The organism is Nocardia fusca NBRC 14340, from assembly GCF_001618425.1.
In the GTDB taxonomy this organism is placed as follows: Bacteria; Actinomycetota; Actinomycetes; order Mycobacteriales; family Mycobacteriaceae; genus Nocardia; species Nocardia fusca.
Genome location: NZ_BDCU01000053.1, coordinates 86,077 through 107,277 on the forward strand (window position 1 = coordinate 86,077; position 21,201 = coordinate 107,277).

Consider the following 21,201-nt stretch of genomic DNA (forward strand, 5'->3'; position numbering starts at 1 on the left):
CTTGCGTCGTGAGATCTACCACTACCCGACCGCCGAGCCGGCTTCTGCTGCGCGGTAAGTCCCCCGCAGGGGCAATGAAGAGCGACACGCCGCCGCATCGGCGAGCTGATCGGCGCACCGGGTCTCTACCCTGTACCAGTGGCGATCACCCCTCGAGCTGCTCTATCCCACCACGACGTGAGCGCGCCGAGTTGCCCAGGTACGCAGCCGGTGGAAGACGCGCCGGTTCCTCAGCATATGACGGCGGCACAATTCCGGGAACACGGTCGCGCCGTGGTGGATTGGGTGGCGGACTACTGGGAGCGGGTGGAGTCGCTGCCGGTGCTGTCGAGGGTGGCCCCCGGTGCGGTGCGCGCACAACTGCCGTCGTCGCCGCCCGAGGTCGGCGAGCCGTTCGCCGCCCTGCTCGATGATATGGATCGCATCATCGTTCCCGGTCTGACGCATTGGCAGCATCCCGGGTTCTTCGCCTACTACCCGACGGGTGCGTCGGGGCCCGCAGCGCTGGCCGATCTGCTGTCGTCCGGATTGGGTGTACAGGGGATGCTCTGGCAGACCGCCCCGGCCTGTACCGAGCTGGAACAGCATGTCCTGGACTGGCTTGCCGGGTTGATCGGCCTGCCCGAACGCTTCACTTTCGCGGGCAGCGGTGGCGGTGTGGTTCAGGACTCCGCCTCCAGCGCGATGCTTGTCACGCTGCTCGCTGCGCTGCACCGAGCCTCGGATGGACAAGTGGCTCGTGACGGTGTCGATCGAGGGCGCTACGTCGTCTACACCTCGACCGAAGCCAATTGCGGTTTCGAAAAGGTCGTGCGAGACACGGGTCTCGGCTCCTCGGCCGTGCGTTTCATCGACACCCGCGACGACCTGGGGATGGACCCGAAGGCGCTGCGGACGGCGATAGAGCAGGATGTGGCCTGCGGGCGAACCCCTGCCCTGGTGATGGCGACGGTGGGCACGACGTCGACCGGCGCGGTCGATCCGGTGCAGCTCATCGGCCCGGTCTGCCGTGAATACGGTGCCTGGTTGCATGTGGACGCGGCGTATGCGGGGGTCGCCGCGATATGTCCGGAGCTGCGGTGGATCCATGCGGGCGTGGCCGAGTTCGCCGATTCCTATGCGACCAATCCGCACAAATGGCTGCTCACCGCGCTGGACTTCGACGCCTGCTACATCGCCGATCGTAGTGCGCTGACCGGTGCACTGGCGGTGTTGCCGGAATACCTGCGCAACAGCGCGAGCGAATCCGGCGCTGTGGTGGATTACCGGGATTGGCAGGTGCCGGTGGGACGCCGGTTCCGGGCGTTGAAACTGTGGGCGGTGATTCGCTGGTACGGCGCGGCCGGGCTGCGCGAACATATCCGGCGCAGCGTCGCACTGGCCCAGCAGTTCGCCTCATGGGTCGGCGCGGACGATCGCTTCGAAGTGCTGGCCCCGCATCCACTGTCGCTGATCTGTTTTCGATTGCGCGGCGGTGACGAGTCGAATCGGGCACTGTTGGACGCGATCAATGCGACGGGACGAGTTTTTCTGTCACACACCGAGGTTCGCGGGAAATTCGCACTCCGGTTGGCCATCGGCGGCACCGCCACTCGCCAGGAGCATGTGGCCACCGCGTGGACGCTGTTGAGCCAGTGTGCGGATACCCTCGCCGCACCGCGCTCGATCGACTGGCCCGAGCAGGTCGGTGCAGCGTCAACCGAGAGATTTCAGGACAGCCGCTGCCGAGGCGCGCACTAGATATCGCGGTCCTGGTTACCGCATGACAAAGAGCCGCCGAGCTCGGGTTCGGCGGCTCTCGCCCTCTGTCAAAGCCTTCGGCCGACCCACCACACCCAGGCCGGAACCCGCCGCAGCTTGACAGTTGAAACCATCGGAGGTATGTCTCGGAAAATCAGTTGACGGTGAATGTGCCGGTGAGCGACGCCTCGGTCACGCCGGGGCAGGACTGCTCGGTGCTCACCGTGTTGTCGTCCGACGCGGTATGCCCGGCGTAGGTGCCGGACTCGATGATGATCGGGAAGGTAGCCGGACCGGACCCCTTGGACTTGCTCTGATTGCCCGCGGACTTGCTGCTGATTCTGCTGGTGCTGCCATCGGACCAGGTGATGGTGCCAGTGCCCTGGTGAACGTTGACCTTACCGTCACACGAGGCGACTTCGGTGCCATCCTCATCCATACTGACGGGGTACGGCTCGCCCTTGTCGACCGCGGGTCCCCTACACTCGGTGAATTCGGTGGTAGCCGTCCATTCCACCTTCGACGGCCTCTCGCCCAATCCGGCACCAGCCCAGGTGACTGTGCCGTTTTCGGTGCAGGTGATGGCCGGGTCCACGGCTTCGGTACCGGGCGGTGCGGCGATGCCCGGTGCGGCGAACGGGATTATCCCGAGCGAAGCAGTCGTGAGAACCACGGCTCCGGCCAGACGATATCGGGTGAACATGCGTCTCCTCGGTCGTTCCTGCTCGGTTGATATCCGTTCCAGACACTAATCGGCTACCGATGCCGAATCAGGTTCCCCGACGCCCAGCGGCGTTGCGCGAAGGGCGGGAACACGGGGTCCTACCGACGATTCGGCGGAGTAGACGGTGTTTCTTCAGGCGGGCCGACCTTTCTCTCCGCCGTTCTGCGAAGTCATCGAGGATTGTTGGGCCGAATTGGCATCACCGAAAAGAAGTGCGGAAGGATTGCACTCGGCGCGACCTCGAAGTCCCTCGCTGTGCTGGACATCTGTAATATGCTGGTGGAAATTTCGATGAGCCTCTACTTCTCTCACGCACTGGTTTCCCTGAGCAACTCGGACGCGACGCCGCAGCGCTGATATGACTGTTGCCGTTCCGTTGCGACCTTCGATAGGCGACGTCCGAGCGAACCGCCACCGTTGGCACCACTGTCCGCCGGGCAATCGAGGAGGAAGGTCGATCGTGTCGCCAGAAGCCAACAAGGCCCTGATCCGCCGGTTCTATCACGAAATCGACACGGGAAACATCGACGCGATGGAGGAACTCGTCGCCGAGGACTACCTCGACCACTCGCCTCCCCCCTTTCCCGGCATCGGTCCGGGGCGGGAGGGCCTCGAGCAGGCGTTCCGTATGTTCTGGGATGCCACCCCGGGGCGGCACGAGATCGAAGATCAGATCGCCGAGGGCGACCGGGTCGTTACCCGGCTCACCGCCCACGGATGTCACACCGGAGACCTACCAGGGATTCCGGCAACCGGTCGTGAATTGACGATGACCGGCACCGTGATCCACCGGATCGAGGACGGAAAGATCGCTGAAAAGTGGTCCGACAAGGATACCCTCGGACTGTTGCAGCAGTTGGGGGTGCTGCCAACCCGGGAGGGGCCATGACCCGGCCCGCGCCATGATGCGACGAACCCTCGGGTTCGGCCAGAGATGTCGGCGGTCGGCCCGAGCGGCGCTCTTCCCTCCGGCGGCACCGCCACCTCTCTGGCGTCGGGCTGCAGCAGCTTCGTCGATGGCCCAGGCGTCGGCGGAAGAACAGAACGATGGCTCGAACGTGAGCGCTGCCGGCCGTCACTGCCTCGCGACGGTCGAAGTGACAGGCTCAACAGGTGAGAGCTCATGGTCTTGCCGTGCCCGTCCAGCTCCGGCCAGGACAGCCTGGCCACGGCTTCGGTGCCGTCGCGCAGTAGAACTCGCGGGTCCCGGCCTCCGAGCGACTGGCATACATAAGTTTCCGGTCTATTTATCGCTGATGAAGGGCGCTCGGCCGATCTGGGCAGGGTCGGCGGCCTGCTGGAGAACAAATGTGGCAGCGTTCGCACGGGAGAGGCGCGTGCCGCCCTTGTCACCGATCGCGCGTATCTTGATCGTGGAGGTCCTCGGGCCGTTCGTCAGCAGCGGGACACGCACCGGCGTCGACTTCAGTCCTGATTCCCGACGATCTGCCCGATAGCAGACGGATTGATCGTACGAACCCGTAACCCCTGGACCGGCGGCGGCACGTCATCACCCTGACAGAACTCCGTGAAGTGCGTCTTGCTGAACCCGAACGGCCCAGCTCGACGCCGAAGACCGCTTGTTCATCGCACTCGATTCCGGTGAACGGGAGCAATTGCGCGCGTTGCTCTCACGGGTGTACGCGTCCACGGAGTCGTCCGATGCCTGCTGATTCCCGACTGTTCGCACCTGCCGTCGATGCTGCGTTCCGCGCGGCATGTGCCCAGAAACGGTCACGCAGGCCGCGTATATGAGCGGGTTCAGAAGGCGTAGCGGTGAAACTGGGCAATTGTCCGCATCGCCGGAATCACGGAGATAGCCTTGCCCATCAGTTTGTAACCTTTGGACACTTGCTGGAATGCATCAGCCTCGAACACCGACAGCGCGCTGACCTTCCGGACTCCGGGCACCGCCGAGACGATGTCCTCGGGGCGGTTGATCGCCCAGTGAAGCGTCGAACCGGAGCGGCGCACGACCGCGTTGGCCTTTTGCATCTTGATGCCCACGGTGTTGAATGCGTCGAATTGCAGTTCACCGGACGGGAAGTGCTCGACGATTCGGCGCAGTAGCGCGACGCCTGCGTCTTCAGTGAGGTACATGGTCAGCCCCTCGGCGATCATGAGCACGGGACGGTCGGCGGGAATCGCTCGCAACCACGCCGGATCCGTTACCGACGCGGCAATGCGGTGGTGGTGCGCACGATACGGATAGAGCTGTTCGTGCAGCTCCATCACCGCGGGGTAATCGACGTCCTACCACTCGATCCCGGGGCCGGGTTCAAGGCGGAATGCTCGACTGTCCAGCCCGCAACCGATGTGCAATACCGTGGCACGGTCGTGTCGGGCAAGGAATTCACGCGCCCACTTGTCGAAGTGAACCGTACGATTTGTCACCCCGGCCGCGTTGCCGGGCGTGACGCTGGTTCTGCGCCAGTCGTAATCGATGCGACGCACCGCATCTCTGGCCAATACATCACCCAGGAGCGAGTTTTCGGCGTCCGCATCGAGCGCCTTGGCATACAGCGTCGCAAGCATCGTCTGCGGCGCACCGGTGAGCGCGACACTGATCTTCTTATCACCGGGGAGAGCATTGCTTGAACATATGTTCAGCATGTTAAACCACTGTTCAGCCCAAATCAAAGTGGTTGCCGCACAAGGAATGGAGATTCCGGATAGATCGAGCCGGGATCAACCCCATCGTGCCCCTCCACCCTGCAACGCCCACGACCGTGTTCGTCGAGTGCTCGACAGATTGCTGCGGGTCATCGCGGGCGGGCAAGCTCGGCTCGGCGGGCGGTTTCGGCCTTCTCGAGCGGATTTCGGCTCGCTGCGTGTCCTGCCGTTTCCCATCACACCCCGACCTGCGCGAGCGTCCCTTGTGAGCCGAACAGACAGGGCCGGCTGTCCGCTGCCGGTAACGCCGACCGCCTGCGGCACCCGCGCCTGACGGTCGGCCACGTCGTGGCAGCATCCCGTAGTCCCGCCTCGAGCCCTCCACGCCGACATGATCATCCACGCGGTGATTCGGTGATCGATTGAACCCAAGATCCGATAATTGGACAGGTTGCGGCGTAGCCTGCTTGTCCGGGCGGCGAGCTGAGGCGATCGTCTTCCACGGTAGGCCGGGACGGAAGTGGTTGCCAGAGTGCAGTACTGCTCTGGGGAACGGCCCCGGGCGGTCACACCGTCGAGGATGCAGTCGAGGCCGAAGGTTGTTGGACGAGCACCGCGTCGCGACGACCCCGTGCGGGCCAGCTCGGTCATCGCAGCCACGACATCGTCGACGACGACCGCCTGCTACCTGCTCCGCTGCTACACCTGCGGCCGAAAAATGCAAGCCGCCGCCGATTACACCGTGGCCACGTTGCTCCACTTCCAGGACAGCGGCGATCACGACACCCAACGCGCGTTGCTTCACCAACAAGTCAGCGACGCTCGAGCCCGTTTCGATCGACACCTCGCCGCGATCGAAGCTGGAGTCGACCCCCAAGCGCTGGCCACCGCGCCCTGAACAGTGCGCAAGCAGACAAAGCCGCTCGCTCACCTTGCGGTGGGCGGGGCCGATGCTGTGTTTCGGCAGCGTTCTCGTCCGCCCCTGGGTACGGGGGGATGAAGAGTTGTCCCCAGTTCGCCTTCGACGCCTCCGATATCGCCGGGTCCGGATCCGCCCTCTTGTCCGATCAGAACTTCGAGCGCGGGACTCGCGTACGGTGTACCGGTACGCACCCACCCAGCGAAAGACACTGCTCAATAACACTGCCTTATCGGAACGAGTGCGCTGGTTCGCCAACCGATACAACTAGTACACTCGCCGGCTGAGCACGCCGCCGTTCGGCGGATCGGAGGAATATGTCGTCGTCAGAACGTCCGGACTCGCCGTACCTGGTGATCGCCGCGGAAATCCGTGCGCGGATCACCAGCGGCGAGCTGCGCCCCGGAGATCGGGCGCCCTCTATCCGGCAGATCGTGCAGCGCTGGGGTGTCGCGGTAGCGACCGCGACCAGGGTGACGGCGACCCTGCGCGACGAGGGTCTGGTCGAGACGAAGGTCGGGTCGGGCACCGTGGTCAGCACACCCGGCAACCGGAAACGGGCAGCGGTAGCGAGGCCGTCGCCCGAGCCCCGGCGGCCTGTTTCCGCGGAGGGGGCTTTGCACCGGAAACAGGTGCTGCGCAAGGCCATCGAGGTAGCCGATCTCGAGGGCCTCGATGCGGTGTCGATGCGGCGTCTGGCGGTCGCACTGGGTACGGCCCCGATGTCGCTGTATCGGCATGTGGCGAACAAAGACGAGCTGCTGACCCGGATGGCCGACGAAGCCTTCAGCGAACTCGATCTACCCGAGCCCGGTTCGCGTGGATGGCGCGCTGAGCTCGAACTCCACGCCCGGCAACAATGGCAGCTGTGCCGACGGCATCTCTGGCTGCCCAGAACCGTCTCGTTCACCCGCCCCGTGTTCGCGCCCAATATGATGGCGCAGACGGAGTGGGTGCTCCGCGCACTGGACGGACTGGGGTTGCCCTTGACAGTCCGGATGCGCGAAGCACTCACCCTGCATGCGCTGGTCCTCACCATGGCGATGTCGGTGGCCGAGGAAGTCGAAGCGGAGCAGAATACCGGCGTCTCCCACAACGGGTGGCAGGTGGCGCAGCGTGCCCGCGCCCGCGACCTTCTCGACAGCGGGCGATTTCCCCTTTTGGCAGCGGTTCCGGGCGATACTGCTGCGAACTTGGACGAACTGTTCGAGTACGGACTCGCTCGCCACCTCGACGGGTTCGCCGTCCTGGTGGCGCAGACGTCACGGAAATGACGCCGACAACCCCGGGACCGGACCTCGAGAAGACGGCCGCCGAGCACCCTGGACAGGCCTCTCCGATGTTCCACAGGACCACCGAAAGCGACAGTCCGGACATCGAGACCGATGCCGCGACAGCGGGCGACGCGGATTCGAAAACGCCGGGAAGGCCGAAATCACTCGTTTATTTCTTCGCGGAGAGTCAGTGGCGGCGGCGACCTGGGACCGAACCAGGCCACCCGATCCCCCGCCACGACTCCGGCAGATGATCAACCCCTCGAGCGCCGGTCGGATCAGGCCCTCGTAGCCCTGCCGCATCTCGGCCAAGTGCTCCCCGGCTTTGTGGCGTTCCACTTCGTCACGGCCGTGATGCAGCGTCCAAAGTGCGCATGCCCACGCTTCCGCGACGCGGGCGACGACGCAGCCGACCGAGTCGGTTCCAGGTGCGGGCAGTGGTCATGGCAGGCGGCCGTGGATCCATGCGCCCATCGCGGTCGCGACCGCGACCCCCCCACCGCTCGGCTATCTGCCGGATGGAAGGCACCCGGTCCCCGGGCCGCAGGTCGCCACTCACGATCCGGGCACGAATCTGCGCGGCGATCACCTGATCCGGCGGACCCGGACGTTGCGCCTGGGCGGACATTGCCCCTCCGATTCTTCGACACGGTCGACGTATTGGGCTCGTGCACTAGTTCACCGACGCCAGTACACTAGTGCACTATTTGTCTTCAGAACTGGTGATTCACAATGAATATGCCTACTCTGATCGGCGGGTGGAATACACCGTACGCGTCCACCTCCGTGTGGCCGTCCGCCACTACACATCCCCGCTCGCCGGCACCCCGTCGGGACGGGTCATCGGCCTCGACGAGGACAACAGGAGAACCAATGAAGAACCGGCGCATTCTGATTTCCGGTGCAGGTATCGCCGGCCCGGCCCTGGCGTACTGGCTGCACCAGTACGGCTTCGACCCGACGGTGGTGGAACGCGCCCCCGGGCCCCGCAGTGGCGGCCACGCGGTCGATATCCGTGGCACAGCGCGGGAGGTGGCCGCGCGGATGGGGATCGTCGAGCGGGTCCGGGCGGCCGGCACCGGGGCCCGGGGTATGGCGTTCGTCGACGGTGCGGGCAAGCGGGTCGCGCGGATGGGCACCGACGTGTTCGGGCATTCGGGGGGCCCGGTGGCCGAATGGTCCATCCGCCGCACGGATCTGGCGCGGATCATCCACGACGCCACCCGCGACGACGTCGAGTACGTATTCGGCGATGCCGTCACCGCAGTGGAACAGGACGGCGACGGTGTCCTCGCCCGGTTCGAAAACGGCGAACCCAGCAGGTTCGATCTACTGGTCGGCGCGGACGGCGTGCGATCCAATGTCCGGCAGCTGGTGTTCGGGCCCGAGGAACGGTACCTGCGCGATCTCGGCTCCTATATGGCGCTGTACACCGCACCCACCGAGTTGGGTTACGACGGGTGGCGGTTGATGTATACCGTGCCCGCGGGCAACGGCCGGCCCGGCCGGACCGCGGCCCTCTATCCGCAGCTCGAGCCGGGCACCGCACTGACCGGGTTCTTCGTGCGCTCGGCGCCACTGCCCTACGCCCGGGGCGATATCGACGCGCAGAAGCGGATCGTGATCGGCGCCTTCGAAGAAGACGGATGGCAGGTCCCAGCCATGCTGGAGGCCATTTGGGACGCGCCCGATTTCTACTTCGACAGAACATTGCAGGTCGAGATGGACACCTGGTCGCGCGACCGAACCGTGCTGCTCGGGGATGCGAGCTATTGCGCGTCACCCATGTCGGGTATCGGCACCAGCCTCGCTCTCGTCGGCGCCTACATTCTGGCGGGTGAACTCGCCGCCGCCGACGGTGACCACACGCGCGCCTACGCCACCTACCAGCAGAAGATGCGCCTGTTCGTGGACCGGGCCCAGGAATTCGCCCGCAGCGCCGGCGACGGCGGCCTCATGCCCGAAACCCATCGGCAGATGCGGATGCGCAACCAGACCATCCGGACGCTGCGGTTCCTCCCGAAACGCCTCGTCCGACGCGGCATGGAAAAAGTAGCCGACACAGTCGAACTCGACGAATACCGAATCCCCGCACACCACTGACAACCCTGAGAAACCCGACACAGAGGAGAAAGACCATGCAAGCGAGCACCTTCCTGTGGTTCGACGGCCACGCCGAGGAAGCCGCCGACCACTACACAAGCCTCGTCGCCGGCTCGGCGGTACTCGACCGGCAATACGACGCCGCCGGCCGCGTCACCACCGTCACCTTCGAGCTGGCCGGACAGCGCTACATCGCGTACAACGGCGGACCACAGTTCACCTTCACCGGTGCGGTCTCGCTGTACCTCGACTGCGACACTCAGCAGGAAGTGGACACCGCCTGGGCAGCCCTCACCGAGGGCGGTAAGGAGGGCCAGGGTGGTTCACTCACCGACCGGTTCGGGGTCACCTGGCAGGTTGTGCCCAAAGCCTTGGCCGAACTGCTGGCGCAGGCCGATCCAGAGGCGGCCGAACGAATCCTGCAGGCGGTACATGCCATGACCAAGATCGATATCCAGGGCTTGGTCGACGCTCGCGACCGATGATGTCGCACCATCACAAACACTGACCGGAGTCGGATATGGAGTAATCGCGGCGGCAGCTCCCGGTCCAGCGGGCGAAATAAGCCGCCCACCCCGAGGCGCCTCACCGCCGCCGCCGAATCGGATCTCCGATCGACATCGCCGGCCCGTCTGCCGAACGGGTGGAGGCGGGTTCCCTCCCAACTCTCAGGAAGATCTATGACGACATTGGCCTTGATCCCAGAGTCACCCCCACGTGCACCACGGCGCAGCGGCGCCGAGGGTGATTACGCCCGTCTGCTGCGCCGGATCTCCGATGCCGGTCTGATGAACCGGCGCCCCGGCTATTACACCGTCCGGCTCGGCTTGGTCGGGGTCGCGTTCGTGGCCGGTTGGGCGGCGTTCGTCCTGGTCGGTGATTCGTGGTGGACCCTCGCGGTCGCGGCGTTGCTTGCGGTGACGTTCGCTCAGGTCGCTCTGGTCATGCACGATGTCGCCCACCGGCAGGTCTTCCGGCTGCGGCTGCCCACCGAGATCATGGGCCGGGTCGTCGGCAACGCCGGGATCGGGCTCGGTTACGGCTGGTGGCAGGACAAGCACACCCGCCATCACGCCAACCCGAACCACGAAGAACTCGATCCCGATGTCGCCCCGGACATTCTGGTGTGGTCGCAACGGCAGGCCCGGGCCAGCCGTGGTGCCGCGCGTCTGATCGGGCGGGCCCAGGCGTTCCTGTTCTTCCCGCTACTGCTGCTGGAAGGTGTGAACCTGCACGCGGCAGGGGTGCGGGCGCTGAGGAATCGATCGGTCAAACATCGCCGGTGGGAGGGCGCGCTGCTCTGCGGTCACTTCACCGCGTACCTGGCGGTGGTGTTCGCGGTGCTGCCCGCCGATAAAGCGTTGGCGTTCCTGGCTGTGCATCAGGCGCTGTTCGGCGTGTACATGGGCTGCATCTTCGCTCCGAACCACAAGGGCATGCCGACCCTGACCGGGGAGAACCGCCCCGACTTCCTGCGCCGGCAGGTACTGACCTCTCGTAATGTGCGCGGTGGGGTGCTGATCGATTTCGTGCTCGGCGGGCTCAACTACCAGATCGAGCACCACTTGTTTCCGAGTATGCCGACACCGAATCTGCGGCACGCCCAGGTGATCGTCCGTGACTACTGCGCCGAGATCGGGGTGCCCTACCACGAGACCGGGCTGATCTCCTCCTACCGCGAGGCGCTGAAACACCTGCACCACGTCGGTGCACCCCTGCGTATCACCGACCGGCAGCAGGACGACGGATGAAGCTTCCTCGGTCGGACACCGGCGGCACACTGACGCCGGGACCGAGAGTCACCGGCGGAAGAGGCCGCCCGCGAACAATCGGCGCTTGCTACCGGAGCAAAAAAAGGGGCAGCGGAACCCCTGCACGGATTCGCAGGAAAATTGTGCAACGCTTTCATGATAAAAGCTGATTCCGAAAGCGCTTCCGCTATCCCCCTTGATGATTCCGCCCCCGACGCTGCAGGAAAGTTGAACTCACGGTCGACCAAGTCGTCACCCGTACCCTGCTGGTCGCCAGGCGACCAGCGTCTGTGCGGCGCAGCGCGAACGACCACGCGGTGAAACCACAGCGGTGCGCGCCTCCCTCCGGCAACCTCAGATGTGCGGTGCGGTCATCGGCGGGCGACCGATCCTGAGGAGTGGCCACTGATCGCCGGCATAGAAGTCGTTTCCCCGGTCGTCGATGACGATGAAGGCGGGAAAGTTCTCGACTTCGATGCGGTGCACCGCTTCCATACCGAGTTGGCCGTACTCGAGCACTTCGATGCGCTTGATGCAGTCGTGGGCCAGACGTGCGGCCGGGCCCCCGATCGAGCCCAGATAGAACCCGCCGTGTTCGCGATCGGGCAACGTCAGCGCTGCGGTTTCCTTTCGCAAGCATGATCAAGGAGCCGCCCGCGGCCTGGAACTGCTCGACGTAGGAATCCATGCGTCCGGCTGTGGTGGGCCCGAAGGACCCCGCCGGGTAGCCCTCGGGTGTCTTCGCCGGCCCGGCGTAGTAGACGGGATGGTTGCGCAGGTAGTCGGGAAGGGGCTCGCCGGCATCGAGTTCGGCCTTGATCCTGGCGTGTGCGAGATCGCGTGCGACGACCAGGGTCCCGGTAAGCGAAAGGCGGGTACCGACCTGGGGGCCGGACAGTTGCGCGCGCACTCGGTCGAGGGGCAGGCCGGTGCCGCTGTAGCCGTGAGTCTGGATCAGCTCCAGCATCGACTGCACCATGCGTCCGCTTGTCTGCGCTCCCTTTGTTGTGGCACTCATAAGGCAATGAGTAGACCAGTCTATATATCTTTTCTAGTAGTGCCGGAAACATTCCGATGACCGCCGAGGCGACCGCCACCTGCGGGGACCAAGGGTTGTCACTCGCTGGTCAGGATGCGCTCTCTGTCCGGCGCGGCGGGGATCCCGGGATGGGCCGACGCGCCGTAGAAACCTTTCAGGCGGCGAGAGCCCTGCCGACCTCACCGGTGAGCGGTGAGGAACCGTTCGGCGAACTGGGACAGTTCGTCGCGCTGCTCGTTCGGGTCCGGCGAGCCGGCGCTCATCACCACCCGGTCCACGCCCTGCGCAGCGAAGGCGGCGAGCCGCTCGTCGGTCATATCGAACCCACTCCAGCGGGTGTATTCGAGGCGGTCCGGGTCCCGTCCGGCGTCAATGGCGGCCGCCCGCGCCAGCTCCCACTGGGACATGCGCTCATCCGGGAGCAGGGCACCACCGGCGAAGTACCCATCGCCGCGCGATCCGGTGCGCCGTGCCGCCGCCCGGCTCGAGCCGCCGATATGAATCGGAAGCGTGGTGTCCCGATACGGTTTCGGGAACTGGACGAGGTTGTCGAAGGCGAAGAACTCGCCATGGAAGGACACGCCCTCTTCGCTGCCCGACCACAGCAGCCGCAAGATATCGATGGCCTCATCGGCCCGCCGGCCCCGGGTCCGGAAGTCGACTCCGGTGGCCACGGCCTCGGCCGGGAGAGCGCCCAGCCCCACGGTCAGCAAACGCATCCGTCCCTTGGACAGGACGTCGATGGTCGCCAGCTGTTTGGCCAGTACGACGGGGTTCCGGTAGGGCAGCAGCAGGACGCCGGTGCCCAGCAGCAGCCGATCGGTGGCCGCGGCGACATAGGCGAGCGTATCGAGCGGATCGAGGAACGGCAGTGTGGGCGGGACCTCGAAGCCGTGCAGCTGCGCTCCCGGATGCAGCACCAGGTGCTCGGGCAGGTACAGCCCCTCGAACCCGCACGCCTCGGCGTGCCGCGCGTAGTCCGCGATCCGGTCGGGGTCGGTCCCGAGGTGAGCGGTGCTATAGCTGACGGCGAATTTCATTCTCTGCCTTCTGATCGAGCCGGTACGCGATCCGCGACATCCGTCGCGTACAACCGACTCCGGGGTCAACCGAGCCTCCACGAAAAAATTCCTTACAGACCACGACTATGCAGATCGGGTGTTGCGCCGACGTGGTAGTTCGGCAGCTGCGGCCGTGACCGCGGCGATCAGCTCGGCCGCACGCCCACGCCGGCATCGTGGCAAGAGGGACCGTCCCGTCGATGATCGTTGACCAGCGATGATAAAGCTCACCGGTGTCCGATAATGCATGGCGGTTTCAAAGGGGCAGGTCATCACCGCTGCTCAGGTGTTCAGCGTAAACCTTGGCGGGGCTGCGGTATCCATAAGTCCTGCGGGGGCGGTTTCAGTTCGCAGGCGATCGCATCGAGGTCGGCTTGGTCGAATCGGCGCAGGTCCGCGCTCTTGGGTAGATATTCGCGTAAGAGCCGGTGGGTGTTTCATCGGTCCCCGCGTTGTCAGGGGCTGCGCTCCAAAAAAACCCGCCCACCCGGCAATCGTGTCGGTCGAACGATTCACCGAAGCACAACTCTTGCGCCGCCGACGAGCCGGAAGCAGCAACCGCGCACGCAGCCGCCTCGACCGAACCCGCACATCGACAACCCGCGACTACCTGCTCTGCGGATTGATCCGCTGCGACGCCTGCGGCCGCAAAATGTAAACCGCCGCAATCCGCGACTGGTGTGGTGGCCATAGGCGGCTTGCTCAAGGCTCCGGACATGTGCGTGGAGCGCATCCGCCTTTGCTCATGCGCAGGATCAAGGCGACCGCGTCCTGCGAGTGGACTGCCGGAGTCAGAACTTCTTGCAAGAGCAGGCCACGAATCGCGGCAATGGCGACGGTGGCCATGCTCAGCGCTTCCTTGGTGTCGTGCCCTTCTCTTTCCGCTAGCGAGGCCAGCATCGTGGTCAGGTCATCGAGCGAGTCGATGAACTCACGAAAGTCCCCCGGGCTGTACGCGGCCAGTCCTACGACGTGAAAGAAGCCGCGGGCACGCGAAAGCTGCTCCGGTCGGGTGTAGGCCCGCCAGATCGCCACAACGAGGTCGTCAAAGGTGCCCTGCTGGGCGGTCTTGAAAAGCACCTCGTTGTCACGAGCTCGCTGCACCTCGAGCATGGCCGCCAAGACGCCCGAGAGTGACCCGAAGTGGTACCGCAGGAGAGCGTGGCTGGTCTCGGCCCGGGCGGCGACCTCACGCAGCGACACTTCCGGCGAGGGAAGGGCCTCCTCGTAGGCGTCGAGAAGCCGAGCCAGGAGACGCTCGCGTGCGGCGCCTTTGCGTCCCGTGTTTGACAAGATCACTCCCACAGTTTATCCATTGGAAAAGAACTATTGACGGCGCCGTGCTGCGAGGCCGGCCGAGTTGTGAAGGACCTCCGATGAGCGCCATGTGGCAAGGCTGTCTCGCCGACACCGACTACTTCGAGATTCGCTCCAGCGGTGGGCGCGACTACGGTATCTGGGTTACCACGCCGCCGGGCTACAACCGCGCCACGACGCAAGCACCTGCCGTGTATGTGCTCGACGGGAACTGGGCTGTGGGCATGACGGCTCCGCTCATCGTCACGCAGATGGACCCCATGCAACGGATCCAGCCCTACATCCAAGTCAGCGTCGGTTACGCGGGCGAGGAGGCACAAGACTGGGATCGGCTGCGCAACAGAGACTTCGTGCCACCCGGCGAGCCTATCGCCAAGGAACTCGTCGATGCCGTGGAGATGGGAGTGCAAGCGGGCGCGAGGACACGCAAAGAAGCCGACGCCTACCTCACCGAATTACGCGACACCCACGCCGATGCCTTCCTGAGTTTCCTTACCACGGAACTGCACCCGCGGATCGAACGCGACTACAGCACAGCCGCGAGCGGTCACGGACTCTTCGGCTACTCCTACGGCGGACTTTTCAGCCTCTACACCTGGCTCACCGGCGCCACGCCATTCGAGAGCATCGGCGCGGGCAGCCCCGGCGTCGTCGCTGAAGACAGCCAGGTCTTCGCCCAGCTCCAAGCGATGGGCGACTGCCAGCATGCCGCCAAGCTTCACGTGACCTTCAACGACCGAGAGCTTCTCGGAGGCCTGGCCATCTACCAAAACCTCGCGAAGAACACGGCTACGGTCCTTCATCGCCTCACCTCACGCAGCCGAGCCGTCACCAGCGAGATCCTGCACGAAACGCACGTGACCGGCCTGCAGGCATCGTTCCTCAGCTACCTCAGGACCTGCCGTCCCCTGTAAGTGCGAACGTCGCCGCTCTGTGCAACCGCTTCGCCCCACTGCCGCGATCCCGCCGATGTGGCCGACAAGTTACGGCCGGTGCGCCCACACCTAGACGCGGACCCCAATCGGAGGAACGGATGTCGGTCCGCATTTCTCCCTGGTGGGCGTTGAGAATTGGCTGCGTGAGCAGGGCAAGCTCGACGATATCGGCACGGTCGAACGGTTGCTGCCCCGCCTGGACAGTCTCGGTGACCGGAATCAGGCCGGTCTCGTTATCGCGGCGATGGCTTTACGACGCCCGACACCGGGTGTCCGCCTGGAGTCTGGACCCGAAATCACGCTCGGGCATGAGGCCGCGTCGCTGGTCCGACAGACCATGTCAGCAGCCGAAGGCGAGCACTCCGTCGAGAGCCGGACCGGACCGGCTGATGCGCAGGGGCCCTGCGCAGAACCACGGTCCGCGTGTCGCTGTTTGCCGAGCCGTGGATTGCTGGTCATTGGACATCTTCAGCGACTGGCCCGAGTACCACAGCGCCACCACCGCGGCCACGGACGCACCGTGAGTTGCCAGGGTGGTCGCCATTCCGCCAGCTTCGACCCACCCGATCAGCGCAGAACCCGGCTCAGCCAAGACGGCCGCTCCGGCGGTCCGCGCGCCGCCGGAGGTCTCAGCGATCCAGCGTGGCCATTCATATCCCTCCGGAACGATTCTCCGCCAACATATCCGAGCCTTCCCGCCCCCCAACCCTGGGAAATCAGACTCTCACATCACCCGAACCGAAACATCGGGGTCAGGGCAGGTCAGCTCACCTTCGCCAAATTTCCACTCCACGTATATGGCCTGAGCGGCATGGCAGATCTGCTTACCCCCGTCGCCGCCCAGGATGCATATCGTGTCGGCTGATCTACACCCGTTGCGAATCAAAAATGTTCGGTGTTGAAGCCGGCACGAATCGGCCCTGGCGCAAGGTCGATATGGCGCGGAGGCAGGCGAGAGCGAATACTCCGAGCACCGAGATGAATATCCCTACTCGCCAGCCGTTTTGAGGTTGCCCGTCTACCAGGATGACCGCGACCATTGGAGAAAAGCCGCCGAGAAGGGATGCCAGTGAATAGCCGATCGTCGCACCACTGAACCGAATCTCGGGTGGGAATAGTTCTGCGAAAAGCGCGGCCTGCGTCCCTTGCTGGAAGCTCATCGTGACGGTCGATACTCCAACTGCGAGGATCATGGGCCAGAGGTTCGACTGGGACGATTGGGCCAGTAGGAGCCATGCGGGAATTGCCCACGCAGACATCGCCACGATTCCGATCCCGTAGATCAGCTTCCGACCATAGATGTCGGAGAGATAGGCACAGAGTGGAGTCAGCGGGATGCAAACCGCTGTCGAGACGAGAACGATGAGAAGGGCGGTGCTTCGATCAACGCCACAAATTACAGTCGCGTATTGCAAGGCGGACGTGACAGTTGTATAAAAGACGACAATACCCACCAGGTAGGTTCCCGCGGCGGCGATGATGAGCATCGGGTGCTTGCGGAGAACCTGAAGAGCCGACGACTTCTGCCTCGGCTTCTGCGCAAGCGATCTCTCGACGCTTCTGAACTCGGGTGTGTCCTCCATATATCGGTGGATGCCGTAGGCAAGGACGAGAATAAGCGCACTCAGCCAGAAGGGGATTCGCCATCCCCAACTCAGGAACTGATCAGGGTCGAGAGTACTGCTGGCGATCATGAACACGGCATTGCCGAGAACCAATCCGATGGGTATACCGATTTGAGCGAAGCTGCCGTAGAGCCCACGTCGGTTCGGAGGCGCGTACTCGGTCGCCATCAGAACGGCCCCGCCCCACTGAGCGCCAACCGCCAACCCCTGACAAAGACGCAGGACCACCAAGATAAGCGGCGCCAACCAGACGATCTGAGTGCTCGGCACAAAGCCCACCAGAGTGGTTGCGCCACCCATCAGGATTGTCCCCGCCACAAGAACCGGCTTGCGACCGACCCGATCGCCGAAGTGGCCGGCCACAATCCCGCCGAGTGGACGCGCCACAGAGCCGACGGCCAGCGTCGCAAAAGAGTTGATGGTTGCCGTGGTGGGATCCTCGGTCGCGAAGAATGTCACATTGAATACCACAGCGGTCGCTGTCGCATAGATAAAGAAGTCATACCATTCGAGCGATGTTGTCGCGGCCGCGACAACACCTGCCCTCCACGCCTCGCGCCGACGATGCGGACGCTCGGGGATTGGGCTTGCCGCTTTTTTCATTTTGCCGTTCCTCTATGTCTGATATACCGGTTCGAGCCCCCTCGGGCGATCCGGGATGCTAGTGCGTGAATCGACCCGTTCATCCATTTATCTTGGCTTTGTGCAATGCCCATTCCGCATCCCTGAGCTCGTTCTTTTTGACCTTTCCGGTAGATGTCTTGGGAAGATCGTCTACGAACTCGACCGAACCCGGGGCCTTGTAGGATGCAATATGTGACTTAACATGAGCGATGATCCCGGATTCGGCAATGCGCTTTTTACCCTTGGGCACAACAAATGCTTTCGGTCGTTCCCCCCATTTTTCGTCAGGTATCCCGACCACGGCGACTTCGAGTACGTCCGGGTGCGATAGGATGACGTGTTCGACTTCGATTGTCGAGATGTTCTCGCCGCCGGATATCACGACGTCTTTTGCACGGTCGAGTAGCTGCACGTACCCGTCAGGATGCATAACGCCCAGATCGCCGGAGTGGAACCAACCACCTTCGAATGCTTTCTGCGTCCCTTCCGCATCCTCGTAATACCCCTTCATCACGCCATTACCACGCATGACGATCTCACCCATTTCTTCACCGTCTGCGTCGACATCGATCAACACTCCGGCCGGCGAAAGCTGGTTGCGCACTACCCGCATGCGATCCACCGTGATGATGCCGACGCCTTGTCGCGCCATGAGCTTCGCCTGCTGCCCGCTTTCCAGCTCGGCCCACTCCGGCTTCGGTTCACAGATGCCGTACGGGCCGTAGGTTTCCGTAAGCCCGTAGACATGCACGAGCGATGCGCCCAGGGCCTGGACCGCGGCGATGATGGTGGGACTCGGAGGCGCCCCTCCATTGGTGATGGTCAGCGGGGTGGTGACGGTATGTGCCTGCTCCGCGTTGGCCAGCATGGTTAGAACTGTCGGCGCTGCGTTGAGGTGCGAGATCTGATGCTCATCGATCATCGACCACACTTTGTCCGCACGAACCGACCGAAGGCAGACGTGTGTGCCGAGCGAGGCGGTAACAGCCCAGGTCGTGCACCATCCGTTGCAGTGGAACATGGGAAGTGTCCACAGGTATTTGGTGGCCTGCCCGAACTTCGAATGATGCACTCCGCCGAGGGCACTGAGGTACGCCCCGCGATGGGAATACATCACCCCCTTCGGCTTACCTGTGGTTCCCGACGTGTAATTGATGGAGATCGTCCGTGTCTCATCGTCGATCTCCCAGAGTAGGTCCGGCCCCCGGTCGCGTGTCAAAAACGTTTCATAGGAAACGAACTCACCCTGGTTCCCGTATCGATCGTCGATCGTCGGCAATTCGATCCACTCATCGACCGCGGGAAAGTCGAGGACCGGCTTGCGAAGCGGTTGCAGCAGCTCGGCCTCGCCGAACAATATCCGTGCGCCGGAATGCGTACAGATGTATTCGACCTCAGGTGGTGCCAGGCGTGTATTGATCGGGACGAGGACCCCGCGCGCCAGTGGGACCGCGAAATGCGCGATGAGCATCTCTGCGGAGTTGCTCGCCAGGTAAGCAACCTTCTCACCATCCGAGATTCCCGACGCGCGCAGCGCTCGCGCCAGAGTCTGCACGGCCGCGCCGAACTCGCTGTAGCTCCATCGGCGATTGCCGTCGATGATCGCTATTTTCTCCGGCATTACTTCGACCGCTCGCTCGAGGAAGCGGACTGGTGTCAATGGGACGTCGAGACCGGTCACGGGGTTAACCTCCAAATCGATGACGCTATGCGCCGATGAACCGTTTGATATCTCAAAAATTCCGGTGTGCTCTCGTCAGCTGCCCAGGGTGTGTGCGTATTGCGGCAGTCCCAGGAAAACGGAAGGACAGAAGCCGGGCATGCTTCGGCAGACGGTGATAGTCGAAGCTACGGAGAAAGGTCTGCGGTTCCGAATGTCAGACCGACAAGTCTCGGTGCCAGGTATGGCACAGCGGACGAACCGGTCCCGAGCTGCGGACAAGGTACTCGAAGGTCGTCGAGCCCGAGGTGGCTGAGCATCGCGGTGATGCATCCGCGCAGGAGCTCGCGGTCGTCCACCGTGTACCGGCTGCCCGCAACAGGATTGGGCCGCAGGTAGATGATTACGCCGCCTTCTGCGGCAACAAGCGATCGACAGGCTTCGAACTGTTGCCGGCATTCACAGGCCGGTTCACGTGGATCGCGATGCGAACATTCGGTGATCACATGCACAGCCGATGGATCGGCGTCCACCGGCGAGCCGACAAATATCGTGTGCTGTGCGCCGGTCAGCTTGTCTGCGAAGTCGACGACAGACATCGCTTCGGCGGAGACCTCGGCAAGTCGCGTCGATACCCGCACCACCCGCCCATGATGGTGCAGGCGGTGATTCAGAACATCGTCAACGTGAATCGACACGAGGTCGTGATGCCGGACGAATGCGGCCAACGCAGCTCCCTGCAGTAGATCACCGTCATCGGCGAGGAGTGTCGCGACCATGGCGATCGGGGGAAGGCCGGCGATCTCGCACAGGTCCACCGACGCTTCAGCTGTCGCTCGGCGCTCGAGCACCCCCGCGGAAGCGATTCTCAGCGGTAAGATATGCCCTGGGCGGACCAGGTCGTCTGGGCGAGTCAGCTCGTCGGCCAGGAGCCTCGCTGTGTGGGCGCGGTCAGTTGCGCTGATACCGGTACCGATTCCGACGGCCGCGTCCACCCCTACCCCGAACCTCGGTGCATCTGCGCTCGAGCTGCTGGGTCTCACCATGTCGGGCAGGTTCAGTTCATCTGCGCGTGTTGACCGCATCGCGGCACACAGGAACCCCGAAGTGTGTCTGACTGCCCAACTTACGGACAGTGGCTCCGCCAAGGCAGCCGGTATCAGAATTTCGGCCACTTCCTGACCGTGATTGCCGTTCACGATCAGTATCGCTCGGCCTGCGTTTATGGTCTCGGCGGCGAATTCGACGGAGCACAACGCGTTGCACAGCATGTCCGCCATCACTAGACACCGATCGAGAGCGTTCGAAACATACTATTGTGGAATACGAGCGGCGAGACCGACTCGTTGACGGCGGCGCTGCCGACCTCCAGGAGAACGACGTCGTGATCACCGGCGGGGATCGCCTGTGAGATCGCGCAGTCGAGCCAGGCTGCGGCGCCGTCCACGAATACCGCATCGGAATCGCTCGCAAACCACGAGACCTCGGCGAATCGATCCGCGTTCTTGGCAGCGAGCTGCCGGGACACGTATTCGTGGTCCTCCGCGAGGACAGAGATACCGAGGTGACCGATCTCCGACAGCAGAGGCCAGGTCGATGAGGTGTGTTGGACGCATATCGACACCAGCGGCGGTTCTATCGAAACCGGTGTGAACGAGGTGGCCACGATGCCCACGGGCTTGCCCGCCCGCAACGCGCACAGGGCTGCGACGCCGGTCGGGTAGCGGCCGTAAAGCCGGCGCAGCCTGGAGGTATCGTGCTCGGTGTTACCGGTTTTGACCGGGGTGAACGTTGTCATCGTGCAACGCCTTTGCCG

The 21,201-nt window shown here is 64.0% G+C and carries 16 protein-coding genes and 2 pseudogenes; 7 read left to right on the plus strand and 11 right to left on the minus strand.

Annotated features, from left to right (window positions below; translation table 11 throughout):
* Positions 1–237 precede the first annotated feature (237 nt).
* Positions 238–1,740 carry an aminotransferase class V-fold PLP-dependent enzyme gene (locus NF4_RS31080; protein ID WP_063814758.1) on the plus strand — a complete coding sequence of 501 codons (1,503 nt, stop codon included), beginning with the start codon at positions 238–240 and terminating at the stop codon, positions 1,738–1,740.
* A 154-nt stretch (positions 1,741–1,894) separates the two neighbouring features.
* Here NF4_RS31080 and NF4_RS31085 read toward each other — a convergent pair whose 3' ends face one another.
* Positions 1,895–2,443, minus strand: a complete 549-nt coding sequence (locus NF4_RS31085; RefSeq protein WP_063130958.1) for a hypothetical protein — start codon at positions 2,441–2,443, stop codon at positions 1,895–1,897.
* A 481-nt stretch (positions 2,444–2,924) separates the two neighbouring features.
* Here NF4_RS31085 and NF4_RS31090 point away from each other — a divergent pair, with 481 nt between their 5' ends.
* Positions 2,925–3,353: an ester cyclase gene (locus NF4_RS31090; protein WP_063130959.1), complete on the plus strand. Its 429-nt coding sequence runs from the start codon at positions 2,925–2,927 to the stop codon at positions 3,351–3,353.
* Positions 3,354–4,225: 872 nt separating this feature from the next.
* Here NF4_RS31090 and NF4_RS31095 read toward each other — a convergent pair.
* Positions 4,226–5,077, minus strand: a pseudogene (locus tag NF4_RS31095) (class I SAM-dependent methyltransferase).
* 1,236 nt (positions 5,078–6,313) lie between these two features.
* On the opposite strand from NF4_RS31095, the gene NF4_RS31105 reads away from it, so the two are divergent.
* Positions 6,314–7,270, plus strand: a complete 957-nt coding sequence (locus NF4_RS31105) for a TetR/AcrR family transcriptional regulator C-terminal domain-containing protein (RefSeq protein ID WP_063130961.1) — start codon at positions 6,314–6,316, stop codon at positions 7,268–7,270.
* A gap of 343 nt (positions 7,271–7,613) precedes the next feature.
* Here NF4_RS31105 and NF4_RS40180 read toward each other — a convergent pair whose 3' ends face one another.
* Positions 7,614–7,898, minus strand: coding sequence for a GntR family transcriptional regulator (locus tag NF4_RS40180; RefSeq protein WP_084533695.1), 285 nt, complete (start codon positions 7,896–7,898; stop codon positions 7,614–7,616).
* Between the two features lie 245 nt (positions 7,899–8,143).
* Here NF4_RS40180 and NF4_RS31110 point away from each other — a divergent pair, with 245 nt between their 5' ends.
* The 3 genes from NF4_RS31110 to NF4_RS31120 all read left to right on the plus strand — a co-directional run bounded on the left by NF4_RS31110 (position 8,144) and on the right by NF4_RS31120 (position 11,124).
* On the plus strand, positions 8,144–9,373 hold the full coding sequence (locus NF4_RS31110; RefSeq protein WP_063130962.1) for an FAD-dependent monooxygenase: 1,230 nt from the start codon (positions 8,144–8,146) through the stop codon (positions 9,371–9,373).
* A gap of 35 nt (positions 9,374–9,408) precedes the next feature.
* Positions 9,409–9,858 carry a VOC family protein gene (locus tag NF4_RS31115; RefSeq protein ID WP_063130963.1) on the plus strand — a complete coding sequence of 150 codons (450 nt, stop codon included), beginning with the start codon at positions 9,409–9,411 and terminating at the stop codon, positions 9,856–9,858.
* Between the two features lie 195 nt (positions 9,859–10,053).
* Positions 10,054–11,124, plus strand: coding sequence for a fatty acid desaturase family protein (locus NF4_RS31120; protein ID WP_063130964.1), 1,071 nt, complete (start codon positions 10,054–10,056; stop codon positions 11,122–11,124).
* Positions 11,125–11,478: 354 nt separating this feature from the next.
* On the opposite strand, the pseudogene NF4_RS37145 reads toward NF4_RS31120, so the two are convergent.
* The 3 genes and pseudogenes from NF4_RS37145 to NF4_RS31135 form a co-directional block, all read right to left on the minus strand.
* A pseudogene (locus NF4_RS37145) lies at positions 11,479–12,046 on the minus strand (FumA C-terminus/TtdB family hydratase beta subunit); the annotation flags it as partial.
* Positions 12,047–12,342: 296 nt separating this feature from the next.
* The gene (locus tag NF4_RS31130) at positions 12,343–13,203 is read right to left on the minus strand and encodes a TIGR03619 family F420-dependent LLM class oxidoreductase (protein ID WP_063130966.1); all 861 of its coding nucleotides are present in this window, start codon (positions 13,201–13,203) and stop codon (positions 12,343–12,345) included.
* Between the two features lie 723 nt (positions 13,204–13,926).
* Positions 13,927–14,529 (minus strand): TetR/AcrR family transcriptional regulator, encoded by a 603-nt coding sequence (locus NF4_RS31135; RefSeq protein WP_232330726.1) that lies wholly within the window; start codon positions 14,527–14,529, stop codon positions 13,927–13,929.
* Between the two features lie 71 nt (positions 14,530–14,600).
* Here NF4_RS31135 and NF4_RS31140 point away from each other — a divergent pair, with 71 nt between their 5' ends.
* Positions 14,601–15,455 carry an alpha/beta hydrolase gene (locus tag NF4_RS31140; RefSeq protein ID WP_063130968.1) on the plus strand — a complete coding sequence of 285 codons (855 nt, stop codon included), beginning with the start codon at positions 14,601–14,603 and terminating at the stop codon, positions 15,453–15,455.
* A 361-nt stretch (positions 15,456–15,816) separates the two neighbouring features.
* Here NF4_RS31140 and NF4_RS31145 read toward each other — a convergent pair whose 3' ends face one another.
* From NF4_RS31145 to NF4_RS31165, 5 genes are all read right to left on the minus strand, one after another.
* Entirely contained in the window at positions 15,817–16,020 is a 204-nt protein-coding gene (locus NF4_RS31145; RefSeq protein WP_063130969.1) for a hypothetical protein, read from the minus strand.
* Between the two features lie 322 nt (positions 16,021–16,342).
* A complete protein-coding gene (locus NF4_RS31150; RefSeq protein WP_063130970.1) occupies positions 16,343–17,704 on the minus strand; it encodes an MFS transporter in 1,362 nt (453 codons plus the stop codon).
* Positions 17,705–17,783: 79 nt separating this feature from the next.
* On the minus strand, positions 17,784–19,406 hold the full coding sequence (locus NF4_RS31155; protein ID WP_063130971.1) for an AMP-binding protein: 1,623 nt from the start codon (positions 19,404–19,406) through the stop codon (positions 17,784–17,786).
* Positions 19,407–19,573: 167 nt separating this feature from the next.
* Positions 19,574–20,665 carry a 3,4-dihydroxy-2-butanone-4-phosphate synthase gene (locus NF4_RS31160; RefSeq protein ID WP_063130972.1) on the minus strand — a complete coding sequence of 364 codons (1,092 nt, stop codon included), beginning with the start codon at positions 20,663–20,665 and terminating at the stop codon, positions 19,574–19,576.
* Positions 20,666–20,667: 2 nt separating this feature from the next.
* On the minus strand, positions 20,668–21,183 hold the full coding sequence (locus NF4_RS31165; RefSeq protein WP_063130973.1) for a flavin reductase family protein: 516 nt from the start codon (positions 21,181–21,183) through the stop codon (positions 20,668–20,670).
* Positions 21,184–21,201 lie beyond the last annotated feature (18 nt).